This window comes from Rhodoferax sp. (assembly GCF_012927445.1).
Classification (GTDB): Bacteria; Pseudomonadota; Gammaproteobacteria; order Burkholderiales; family Burkholderiaceae_C; genus Rhodoferax.
This window is the reverse complement of sequence record NZ_JABBPD010000006.1, coordinates 80,840-93,038: the sequence shown is the minus strand read 5'-3', so window position 1 is coordinate 93,038 and position 12,199 is coordinate 80,840. Positions and strand designations below refer to the sequence as shown.

Sequence of the window (12,199 nt, the reverse complement as noted above, 5' to 3'; positions counted from 1 at the left end):
TTCGCGTGTGACGTTCGAACATTCAGATTAGTCATCTTTACGGCCATCGGCGGTCGGTCCCGGCTTTTTAACCTTCGAAGTCATGTCCCGTAGGACCTTCGCTCCGGCGTAAAGGGCATCGGTCGTGATCTTTTTTTTCATTGGTAACTTGGTCACAGTTGCCTTGGGGCGTTGCGCCACATGTGCATCGTGTGTAGCCTGGCGTAAGTCTTTAAGCGTGGCACGCGCGCCTGGCGTCAATGTGCTTTCCACCATTGCTCGCACCGCGGCAGTGGGCTCTCGGGTTCCAAGAACCGGTGCATCGGTGACAGAAGACAATGCAAGCCGCGTATCGGAACTACCAAACGGACAGACCAAATCACGTCGCTGCCGCCTCAGCAATGAGGAAACAGCGAGAGATGCCATCGCCTCCACATCCGCGCGCTGCACACTGAAGGCAACCGACTTGTAGGCGATCACGATCTCCTCTAGGCGTACAAGACGCTTCACACCTCCCCTACATGCCACCCGGAAGGCCTCAACCACGAGCAGACGCAGTAAACGGCTGATGCCACCGGTAAGGCGGCCCAGTTCCGCACCGTCTCGCTTCCCGTCCAGCGCGATGAGATCCGGATTCACTTTTGCATATTCGTCGACGAGACTGATCCAGTGCCTCGAGTTCGTCTCTGGCTGCAAAATAATAGGCTGATTGAGTAACCGTTGCCGCTCTTCCTGCGGCCGAGCCAGCAATTTGTGACCCAGGGAGTAGTTGCAGGTGTATGTCACCGGAAGGCCCAGGTAGCCCAACAACATGAGCAACTGCACCACACGGGTATTGGCTGTAGCGCTCTGAGTCAAGAACTGCAACTCGTCGATGACCAAGGTGACGACGCCCTGCAAAAATAGCCACTGAGCCAGGTGCTGCTGCAAATCCATTCGTGACAGCTGCTTTCGACCCACCAGAAACGCGGGATTCGCCAAATCACGCAAAGCGTCAACGTCTGACGTTTGTGCGTTGATCTTCAATCGCATGATCGTTTTTATGCGAACGCTTGGATGCGATGGGCTTAGCGCATTCGTTCTCACAGCTGGCAGCAGACGCTCAAGGGCCGCCATCAATTGGCTCTTGCCGTTGCCAGCCAACCCCGTCAAACACCAGAATGACTCGTCCCCGACAACGAGCAGGCACTCGTAAGCACCTGCCAGGTAGCTTGCCCCGTTCACGTAGCGCGCCATGGCAAATCCGCGAGCACGCTCAAAGTGCCGTTGCAGAATCTCGCAATGTTGTGGACCGGCGATATAAATTCGCTCAAAGGCGTCATTGAGCTGCTTGCACGCTTGCTCCGGCGACAGTGTCGCCAAGCTCGGTAAATAGGTCGCACCAATGAAGGTTCGAGCGCGAATGGTGTCAAAATCCATCACCCCCTGAAACTGTGATATCCAGGGCGACCGAAGCAAATCTGGACCATCGCTCATGACTTGCCCCCTTTCGCGCGCAGGTAGTCAATGACTTGGCGTCGCTCGTCCATGGAAACCACGTTGCGGCGCTTTGCGCGACCGGTCTTGCGCGTTCCCTGATCGAACGGCTTTCCGGTTTGCTCTTCGAAGTCTTCATGGACCTCGCTGCGGGCTGCCTGAGTGTGTACCCGAAAACCTGAGGCACTTTCCCGTCTCAGTCGTCGAATCTGTTCCAGCTCGACGACAGAAATAAACAACTGTTCGTCGCCATCAAAAATTTGCAACATCGCATCAACTTCGACCAACTGGCCCTCGGCTTCGATCCAAATGTGGCGCAAGCATACGTCCAGCATGTAGGCCTTCACCTCGAACCCGTGCGTCGCTGACGCTCTCTCCAGAAGAGTCAGGTCACGCAGTTTTGGTGAGTCAAACCGTTGGTCTAAGTAGTAGACGCCGTCATTTTCAACGCGGACCTGGATAGGCATTAGAAACGCGCGGACCGCATCATCGAATGTGATCGGGATTGCGTTGTTGCGCCCAAGCGAGTTGAGATAATTCCACAGCGCGATGGGCGTGGGCATGACGCCGGCGACAACGGCCTGGTTGTTCAAACGCTGACTGACGTCAGCGCTATTGTTGGCGGCGACGGTGCGCGCGATTTCTTGGATTGCAAGCTGTGGAATCGTAAGCTGACTTTCAATGAATGTTGGTTCTCCCTCGATGTTGTCACTTCTTGGATTTGAGCTTTCAATTGGCGCTTTGGACTGACCCATCCAACTTGGGGGCATTTCGTCAATGGCCGCCCGACCTTGGCTTGTGCTGGACTGAGCCTTGGCAGTGCTGCCGGGGCCGCGATCCGCTATGCGGTGAGGCGATATTCCAATGCTGGGCCATTGATGCGACTCAATGGTGTAACCGAACAATGAACAGAATTTTTGTTTATCAATAGCCTCGCAGAATTTCGCTATTCGATACGCTGACGCCCTCTCGCCACCCACGGAAAACCCGATGCCCACCAGCATGCCCGACGTGACGCACCGGGTTCGGACGACGATGAGCGGCGGCAAGTGGCTTCCCGATTCGTAGCCCATTGCCACTTGATCAGGTCGATAGCCGTCTTCTTCGGTTCGCTCCATGAGATTTCCAACGGACTCGGTGAATCGGCCCAGCGACGGCGCCAAGCGATTCCGTGTTCGCGCATGTCCAAATTTTGTATATTGGCGCTCAAGGAGCGGGAAAGTTTGCGCGACGCGATATTCAAATTGTCCGAGCGTTGGAAATGGCTCACCCGACGGGTGCACGAAGTACTTGCGACCAAAGCGGTCCGTTGTGACCGTACATCCAAAAATCTTCATTAGCGTTTGGCGGAAGATTTTTGACATGTGCTCGCCAGGACCGGCAAAGCGGCGGTAGCCATCAAGGATTTTTTCAATCATTTCGGGATCGTTGGAACCGTACCCGTGTTGCGCCCCCTTGGCCAGTGACTGACGTCCAAACTTCTTGCCGACCTTAGTCATACGATCCCAGACGCCGATCTTATGGACTGGGTAGTGCAATGCCCAGCGACTGCGCCCAAAACACAAGTACGTGTAGAGCCAGCAGCGCATGCGTGTCTCGTTTTGAGGTGGTCGACAGGAGCGCGCGTGCCGGTTGATCAAAGTGCTGGGGTCCTCTGCGCTCAGAACCTCATCGAGGTTATTCACAAGCGGCCAGATGTACGACAGAATCTGGTCGATGCGGTCAGCATGCGACTTCTTCGCGCCCTTGCGCTTGAAATCGTATTCCAGTAGCTCAGAACTGGTGAGGTCGCCGAACCATGTTGGAAGTTCAACCTGCTCATCTACACGCACAATGAGCCCTTCGAGCAGACCCTGCTCAAACTTCCCACGCCGCAATCCAATGAGGACTGGCAGCGGGAGTGGGGTCCATTTTTTTTGATGCTTGGCCTTCTTGGTGGGCTTGCTGGGACGCTGCACAAAGCAGACGAGCAGGACGCGGTCCCGATGGTGATCGCTTCGCAGCAGATGGTAGATCACGCCACTCGCCATCTGTTCATAACCCCTCGGAGCCAGTAGTTGGACGCCTATATGCATACTCATTAGACCTCTCCCCTTGTGAACCAGTGCGCAAAAAGAACGATGATGTCGGTCGTTTCAGGCTTCAAAGGCCGGTCTACGAGAATGGGTTCATTGATCAAGTCAACCCTGATCAATCGATTCCAAACAGCCTGGAAAAATACTGCTTTGAGGTCGTGTAATTCGTGGCCATGGCGCTGACGGATCGACAGCAGAATTTCCAGCGGCGCCTGACCCGTCTGGATGCTCGCGCGCAACCGCTCGACGATTTCAGCTTTGACCTCGTCAGGGACCGTGATCTCCCGCGCGTGCCAGGTGAACAAGTTACGCAAGTTGATCTGCAGCGTTTTTGGGACATCGCGCAAGGTGATGCGCACGGTCCGTATGCCAGCGTCTTGGTAGTAAATGTCCTCTATGGCGTGGCGGGCTCTGGCTTCGAGTTCGTCACCTTTTGGATCGCGGACCGGCCGATCCTTACGAAACGAGTGATTGAAATCGTCCTCCGTATTTTTGACTGTCCAATTGACGCAATACGGTCCCCCGGCATCGGACAAAAACAGCAGAAAGTCCCCAATCCACGGGAAAGGCACTGGTAGCTTCGCCTGCGAACCTGGATCCGTGACAAAGACGCGCGGATGCAGCCGCAAAAAGTCCAGGCGCTGCGCGACGTCGACGGTGCCCCGCAGCTCGGGCAGGTTCATGCCGATGGCAAGAGGATGACTTACCAATGGATGAGGGCGAGGCTCGGTGCACAGCATGCGCTGCTCCTGCAACTCGAACAAGGACGGATGGTTCAGTGCGATGAAAAGCACCGTGAGTTCGCCTGCTGATAAAACATGGCAGTGGCGTTGAAACTTGGTTGACCATGCCATGGCCGGGCGCGAGGAGGGAGGTGCTTCCTCACGCGTGGCGCGAATGGCAGGTTCGTAGTCAGGGCCCCATTTGGGCGGGTCTTGCCGGCGCAGGATCTCTTTGAGGCGGGCAATGGTCAGGTGACGCTGTTTGCTCATCGCGCACCTCCACGACGTTTCATGCCGCGTTCGGGGCGAACCGATATAGATAATTGGCTGTTATGCATGTCTACTTTCCAGCCGCCAGGCGGCGGCAATCACTTATTGATCGGAAAGGAGATGCCCTTGACTCGCGCCGAGCGGGCGAGTACATTCACGTTGTACCGTAAATCTGAGGCACCTCCCCAGTACAAATCGCCGCCGGGCTGTCACCCTGCGGCTTTTTTGTTTGTGGTGCTATGAGTTCTTCATGGCGCGCCCTCCGTGGTTCAAAATATCGATCTCGGGGATTGAAGTCGATGCAGTCGACTTCGGGCTTTCGACACAACCCATTGGTGGTGCGCTGTCGCGCTCGGTCACTGACCGGCGCCTTTGACTCAACCAAATTGCGACATCACGGGCCAATGCGAACCGACCCCGGCGATTCGGAATGCTGAAGAGCGGAACGGGCACGGTGTCCCGTGTCACGGCTTGGCGAAACGCGGCAGCTGACGGATAGCCCAGCACCTTAACCAAGGCTCGGGATGGAAGAACCGGTCCAAACTGCCCAAATAATTTGTCATTGAGCTCACTGGCCAGATCGTCGATGGCGCAGTCAATTGCGATCTCTGTGTGCACGTCGTTCCTTGTATGTCTTCGTCACACAATGCTATGGCGTCGGTACAATTTCCGCCAGTTGCCACGCTGAATGCCATCGTCACCTTAATTACCGACCAACTAGGACCATAAGTGCTTGATTCGTCAGGACAATCGCTTGAGAACTTCACTTTCGCGTCGGATACGCGAAACTACGCACGGGGTAAGCAGCGACATTTTGTCGATGCATTTCGGACAGTTTGTTGGTTTCATCACCTGCGTCTGGCGGTCGGCGCGACAGCGACATACCAAATGGACTTGTTATTGGAACCGCCGCCAGCTCAAGGACTAAAGCGCTTGGACGATCGGAAGAATAAGTGGCGGGGATACCGACTCGGACGACATACCCCCAGTTCAGCACTGGTCTCGGAAATTGAGGCTCGTCACCCAGGTGGTCAGCAGCTGTTGAATCTTCCGCTCTGGCAAATCATGCGACTCGACGTGCCTATCGAATCGAGTGTTGAACTTCTTGGGAAGATGGCACCAGAGGTCTATGCCAGTGTCTTTCACAGCGCTTCCGTTTTAGGCGGGCGCGGGATACGGACACCAGAACGTGGGGATATTCAATGTCGGCACCTTGAAAGGTTGGCGTCGATGGATTCACTTGCCGGACTGATCCTATTGATGCGTTTGGCAGGGAAGGCCGAAAACAGTTTTCTAGCCTACAGATTCGGCCGCACGGCCACCCGCGTCTTGTCGATTCTAGGATCATGGCTTTGGGACCACGGAATTGCGCAACCGATGGCCGACTATTTCGGGAATCACCTACTCACCTCCGTGAACACGGGCATCTATTCTTTAACTTTCGATCCGACTCGATTTCTGCGTCATGTCGTTTTTTTGGAGAAAGAAGCTGCCCGCATCGCGGCCGATGAAAATGGAAAGTTGACCCATCAACAGCGAATCACAGCTTTTCGCAAGCTGATGTGATGCAGATCCTCCAGGCGATTGAAGTGGTAAATAACTCAATTTACATGACGTCGATCTACTTGCTCCAAAGCAGCCACTCGACGACCCGCAGCGCGAGGGAAGCGGAATGTAGTCCTGGTCGGCTCTTGTGCAGCGGGAGCCGACGGTCACCTGAAAATCGGGAGTACCCGGTCTGGGCCAGGAGTCGACAGTCAGGATTACCGGTCGATTGACCGCTTCAATCAAAAGCAGACATGCGTTAGCGATGTCGATAGTCGGATGAATGCTGCGGGTCGAGTCTTGCGGGTCATCGCCCGCGGTGAGTTCAAAACAGCACTATAGTCAACGACTAACGCGTATCAGCGAGTGGATGTTCCCTCTGCCGTACCGCGATCAGAATGAGATAAGGCAGAAGTGTCCAGTGAATACCCCGTCCGTGCCGGCACGCACGTCTCCGAATCCGAATCCCTGACCTTGCTACGGCAGTCCTTGCCGAGCCACTGGGTAATACGCGAGGTAGGCGAACGCGACTACGGCCTAGATGTGTACGTGGAAATTGTCGGGACTGATCGGCTGCTGCGCGGCAACCTGGTCGCCATCCAGCTTAAAAGCCAAGCCAAAGTCCCATTCTCCGTGTCACTGCCCAGACGGGCGACCTTCCACAAGGTCAAGCGCTCCACGCTGAATTACTGGCTGGGAATGCCAGTGCCGGTGTTCTTCTGCTTAGCCTGCCTGGCCAGTGGGCGCTGCTTTTGGGTGAACATCAAGCAGCAAGACCGCGAAGGCGCATTTTCTCAGACCGCACGGCGCCTCGACGAGGCCTGCGATAACGTTCCCCGGCAGGACGATGGTGAAGCGCCGGAGCAAAAAAAGGCCGACGCAGGCAATCCGACAATCCGAATCCTGTGGCTAGACTACTTCAGCTCACGCCCAAATCGCTTCCTCCGGTCTTATGCGACCGAGCGCGAGTGGCCGAAGGTTGAGGCCGCCATCGAGAAGGGGCTGACAGCTTACACCTCGCTCGGTCCGTTGGTGCTCATGTGTCAGCGCAGCGATCCGAATCGGCGGTGCACGACCACGCTGCAATACCTTATTGACGCTCATTGGGACACTTTCCGGACCCTTTCCGAGCACGTGGAGGGCCAGCCAGAACCTGAGCTTTCTAGCTGGTACGAGGAGAACACGCGCTATACCAGTGCGCAGGGGCTCCCGAAGTCCTATACCTTCTACTTCCATACCGTGCACGCCATGTTCAAGCAGATGCTGAGCGATTACAGGCAATGCCTTATCACGGCCCACGACATGGTGTCTACGTCCCACAAGGAATACTTCGACCAGCGCTTCCCCTTTCTGCGCTCACATCTGGAGCACCGGCCTTTGACATTTCTTGCGGAGGACTGGTTTTCCCGCTATTTCTTCGACGAGTACGAAAGAGAAACCAAGCATCCCGAGACGCTCTTCTTCGAAGACTTTGCGGAATACGACCCCGACCTGCACGAGATAAACCGCAGTTGAGCACTGCGTTCTCAGAGGTTCTGATGTAAGTTGTGGAGATGCAACACCTGCTGCGCACCTCGCCACATGTGAACTGGAAAAGAACCACCCGAACAGGAGACGGATAGCGGAGTTGCCTTACAGGCTGCGCCGACGGACAGCGTCGCCGTCCTCAGATCTTTCATTAAAGGTTCGCTTTGGGTCGACTGCCGCGCCTAGTTTGTGCCAGTTGCGGACGATCAGGGTTCTCAATTAATTGACTGCTTCAGGCTGAAAGCGAATCTTGCATTCAAGTTAATGCTTACGGGTGCACTGGTGAGAAGAGAGAAGGAGCGAGTTCGTCTCCTACGTGTAGTTCGACCTCATCTCCTTCAATCATGATGAAGTCTTGACGGTTATCGAGACCTGCCTCGCTGTAGGCCCCCTTAAACATCGAATTTGCGGTCATAAACCTCATATTCTCGTTCAGAGAATATGCATAGTTGGCCAGTCCCTCTCCATAGAGCCCATCGTCGCCCTTTGGGTAATTCTGGAACTTGATCACGTTGTACGCAGGATCTAGCAACTTGACAAACGCTTTCTCCGCATCAGCAACTACCTTCTTTTGATCTGCGCCGCAGAAGATATCGAAGTCATCGTCCTCTGCCGCAAACTGTTGAACGCTTAATGGCTCAAGGTCGAAGAGAAACAGGATGATCTCATCGGATGGATGAGCTCCGGGCTTGCGCGCACGCTCTTCTGACAGCACCTTCAGCCGTCCGTGGTGTGCATTTTTGATGAGACGTTGGAAGCTGTCCTGTTCCTTCGCGATGCCGATGTATAGTAGGTCGTATAGACACACGACATCGTGCTTCGAAAACCCCCCCAAATAGTCGCACCCTCGAGCCACGTGCCAATAGACAGAGTCCGGCGTGAGCCAAATCTTTGCGTGTGTTCCCTTCTTGGTTCCACCAAGAAGGATGGCCTCTGGAGTAATTTGGATTTCAGGGTAACGAGAGATTCCCTCACATTTCCCTACGTGAATGACCCCGGCGTCAACGACTTCGTTTCCCACCTCGACATCTACGTATATAAGTGCCTGTTCCTTGTCCACCCGCGGGTTGACAAAGCTAGCCTGTGCCCGAGCACCAATCATGTAGAACTTGCTCTGACGTAGATGCGCAGCAATGTGCTGGTTCGCCTTATCGACCAAGAGCTTGACGTTCCGGTTGGTGAACGGCGGAAAGATTGTTTTCAGCAAATTTAACTGTGAGATGCGGCCCATGTTTTTCCACTTTTTTCTTGATTGAATCATCGCTGAGGAGGGACTAATGGCCATCTCATGGATTCATGGCTCCCTTGAAGCGAAGCAAGCCGATTTTTTGCACATCTTATGCCTTTGGTGATCGAAGGTGCCAACTAGGGAAGTCTGCTTCACCCCGGATGGCTGACATTGGCATCTGACGTATTGATGACCGCTTTGGGTCGGTACCCGCCCGTCACATCTGAAACGTGAAAGTCGGCTTCGGGTCTTGAAGCAGTCAATCGCGGGATGACTCCTATTAGGCAGCAACCTCCCCTAACCCTTACGGGACCAAACCTCAATGCCCCTAGATTGTTTTGACTGCGGGCGAAGCATCTGACCGCGTCAATCAAAGGGCATGACCTAGCTCTACGCTACTAAACAGAATCAGTCCTCTGAAGTGCTGCAGCCAATTTATGCGCGAATGGACTTGACACATTTCTATTGCGAACTTCGAAAGACCTCTTGCGGCCTGCATTCGGTGGATTTACCTGCTGGTTCCCGTTAAATCTATCCCCAACGCTACCCTTTTTCACATAATCGTCGTACGCAAGAAAATGGGTTGATTCCGACAGTTGAATTCTTGCTAATTTTTGCTTTAAATTATCATGGTAATTGTATTTCAAATTATTGAATACATAATCAAATATCTGACCAACGACATCGAATTTCTTTCTACGTATACAAACATCTACAAAATAAGATAGGCCGTTCAGACACTTTATCTTAAGTTCGTTATCAAGATTTTCAAGGGCACTATTCTCAACAAATGAAAATATTTTCAACCCTGGGTAGTTATAGATACGAAAAAACTCATGCCGTTGTTCGGCAAAAGTAGCGTCGTACTCTTCCTGCTCGATATCACCCAGGCGAGAGGCATCCTTTAGCTCCTGACGAGCAATAACTAACAAGGTGAACTCATACCGCATGAGCATGCAAAGCAGATCAAGCTCATCTTCAATAGATATTCCGATAACATTTAAAGCTGATTTAACAGACTGATTGGCCCGTTGCTTAAGCGGTTCGTCGCCGCGCCAAAGATAAGTAGCAAATGCTTTTACAAATACGAATGACTTATTATATTCAATGTTGAATTCTTCAAATACTCTGATACCGTGATCATAGTCGCCGGCATCTTCGATAAGATACTGCGCGAGATTTACGACAGCTTTTGCCTTTATTTCAGGGCGTGTTGCAGCGCGAGAAATAAGGTGGCGGTATTTATTTATTACTTCTGTGACTTTGTGTGTAACGCGCGCACTATCAGCATCCGTCAATAAGGCTAAATCGCTATCAAGCTTCTTATCACTTCCGACCGTTAGCAATCTTCCCGTTATACTGCCAGCATCGCCAACATCAATCCGAACTTCCCTCATTATTGCTGCAATTTCGCTTGAGTAGACTTTAAATACCTTCGCATCTTCTATTTTTACAACCTTAAGCTTAACTAACTCGTTGATTGCACTGCTGAACTTCTGCTCATCCTTCTCCATATTCAAAATATATCTCAATTTGGAGATGACATTGCTCAGGTCTCCATCGGAAACCATCTGCCCCATTGCCCAAAAAACTCTCCGCGCGTCGTTAGATAAATAATCCCAGATGCGCCCGTATAAGAAATCAATTGACTCCTGCCGCGTTTTCAGATCGATGTCCAACAACTCAGATATGGATCCTCCTTGCCCGTAGATCATTGCACTCTGAAATATAAAGAGCGGACGTCCACTGGTTAATTCATGTAAAACCTTCTTAAATTCTTTCAAATTCAAACCAATTTGGTAGTCTTTCGCGGTAATCCGTAGGTATGACTCCAAAACACTATCAAAGAACTCTAAAGTCTCATTTTCAGAAAGCTCTAAGACCTCTATTTCTTCACCAGTGATCTGACTAGCCGAACGCGTTGTCAATACGACTTTGTGGTGCCCTATGCTCAGCGATTTCACAAAATCTAGGAACTTTTCTTTTTCCTCAGATGGGAAGGTTTCATAATCATCAAGCACCAGAAGCATCCGGCCCTTAAACTCGATCAAAGAAGTGGGGTCAAACGAATCAGCTTGAAAAACTATACGATTCGCGAAACCGATCACCTGATCGAAAGAGTCAACGCTTCCCTCAATCGCCTCGATGGCGCCGGTATACATATTTAGCTGCCGATCTTTCGCCGAAACAAAAATAATATAGTCAAATATTCGTTGCTCGGCACTCAGTAGGGACTCACAAACTCGTTGCATCGACGCAGTTTTCCCGACTCCACCGTGACCCCATAGAGTTGCAAAAACTGTAGATTCGTTTGCCTTGAGAAATTTTACGACTTTCTTAGCAATGTCAGTTTCAATATATTTTTTGTAATTGTTTTCGTAGTTATTTACAACAGTTCCATTTGAAGATCTTCTTCGAAACTCATCAATCTCGCGACCATAATCCACAAGTAAAGGGGTATCGAAATATGCGCGCCCCGTCTTGACTAGTCGATTAAATACAGATCGCGCTGCCAGTCGATCTTCAACATATGAGTAAATAAAAAACTCTTGTTCATTGTCAATCGCAATGAAAGGGGATATGAGGAACATACCCTGTCTAGTTTTAATATATACGCATTCAATCTGAAGTATCCCAGCCGCTCTCGGCATAACCCAAGGCGCCAAGTCACCATCAGGTTTAAAAATTATTCCTTTATAAATATCACCATCTTCTTTAATGACTTTCACAAAGTCGAACTCTTCACCGAAAATCTCATTAAATCCTTGAGAAATCATGTTTTTCAGCGAGGTAATTTCATCAAGGAACGAGGCGGCATCATCATCAAAAGAGAAGCCATGACCCAACTTTTCATTCCGTAGGCTTGGATATTTATTAATCCCATCGCGAAAATCTTTAAGTCGCGTATTTTTAAACAATTGGCCATCAGTATCTAAAATACGAGACAATTCAACAATTTTCCCAATCGAGGGACGCTGGATTTCGATATAGAACTTCAATCGAGCATCATCGGAAATATTCTCAAAGTTTCGATTCCAAAGATAGCCTAGGATGATCAGCAGGCTAAGTTCCAACCCCGATTGCAAATGAATAGCTGCATCTCGTTTGCTGCCATTAAAAATGCACAGCTTAACCTTCGAATCTATCTTTTTGGCAATGTGATCCATGTCTCTTCTCTTACAACTGTTGGCGGTTAATTAATTTTCGTTGACTTCGAATTCACTGCTAGTCGCCATATATCATCTTGAATCGCTCCAATCATGCAGACTTATAGCATGCTAAAGACAGGCACAATTTACCAGTCTAGGTAGAGGAATAAGAATTCGATTGCACTCGGTTGTCTTGATGCGCTGTTCATCTTGTTCCAAATGCCGACG

General features: G+C 51.5%; 8 protein-coding genes. 2 read left to right on the top strand and 6 right to left on the bottom strand.

The features are described 5' to 3' along the window. Nucleotides 1-27: 27 nt before the first annotated feature. The 4 genes from HHJ17_RS11665 to HHJ17_RS11650 form a co-directional block, all read right to left on the bottom strand. A complete protein-coding gene (locus HHJ17_RS11665) occupies nucleotides 28-1,455 on the bottom strand; it encodes an AAA family ATPase (protein ID WP_296505879.1) in 1,428 nt (475 codons plus the stop codon). Next, the gene (locus HHJ17_RS11660; RefSeq protein WP_296505878.1) at nucleotides 1,452-3,536 is read right to left on the bottom strand and encodes a hypothetical protein; all 2,085 of its coding nucleotides are present in this window, start codon (nucleotides 3,534-3,536) and stop codon (nucleotides 1,452-1,454) included. Before HHJ17_RS11660 ends, HHJ17_RS11665 begins: the two co-directional genes overlap by 4 nt. Beyond that, nucleotides 3,536-4,522: a hypothetical protein gene (locus HHJ17_RS11655; RefSeq protein WP_296505877.1), complete on the bottom strand. Its 987-nt coding sequence runs from the start codon at nucleotides 4,520-4,522 to the stop codon at nucleotides 3,536-3,538. The genes HHJ17_RS11660 and HHJ17_RS11655 overlap by 1 nt, the downstream gene beginning before the upstream one ends. Before the next feature lie 237 nt (nucleotides 4,523-4,759). Continuing rightward, on the bottom strand, nucleotides 4,760-5,140 hold the full coding sequence (locus tag HHJ17_RS11650) for a hypothetical protein (RefSeq protein ID WP_296505876.1): 381 nt from the start codon (nucleotides 5,138-5,140) through the stop codon (nucleotides 4,760-4,762). Between the two features lie 111 nt (nucleotides 5,141-5,251). On the opposite strand from HHJ17_RS11650, the gene HHJ17_RS11645 reads away from it, so the two are divergent. Both HHJ17_RS11645 and HHJ17_RS11640 read left to right on the top strand, forming a co-directional pair. After that, nucleotides 5,252-6,088, top strand: coding sequence for a hypothetical protein (locus HHJ17_RS11645; protein ID WP_296505874.1), 837 nt, complete (start codon nucleotides 5,252-5,254; stop codon nucleotides 6,086-6,088). 393 nt (nucleotides 6,089-6,481) lie between these two features. Beyond that, nucleotides 6,482-7,582, top strand: coding sequence for a DUF4365 domain-containing protein (locus HHJ17_RS11640; RefSeq protein ID WP_296505872.1), 1,101 nt, complete (start codon nucleotides 6,482-6,484; stop codon nucleotides 7,580-7,582). 280 nt (nucleotides 7,583-7,862) lie between these two features. On the opposite strand, the gene HHJ17_RS11635 is transcribed toward HHJ17_RS11640, so the two are convergent. Together HHJ17_RS11635 and HHJ17_RS11630 are read right to left on the bottom strand one after the other, a co-directional pair. Continuing rightward, nucleotides 7,863-8,879 carry a hypothetical protein gene (locus HHJ17_RS11635; protein WP_296505870.1) on the bottom strand — a complete coding sequence of 339 codons (1,017 nt, stop codon included), beginning with the start codon at nucleotides 8,877-8,879 and terminating at the stop codon, nucleotides 7,863-7,865. Between the two features lie 341 nt (nucleotides 8,880-9,220). Beyond that, nucleotides 9,221-11,989, bottom strand: a complete 2,769-nt coding sequence (locus tag HHJ17_RS11630) for an NB-ARC domain-containing protein (RefSeq protein WP_296505869.1) — start codon at nucleotides 11,987-11,989, stop codon at nucleotides 9,221-9,223. Nucleotides 11,990-12,199 lie beyond the last annotated feature (210 nt).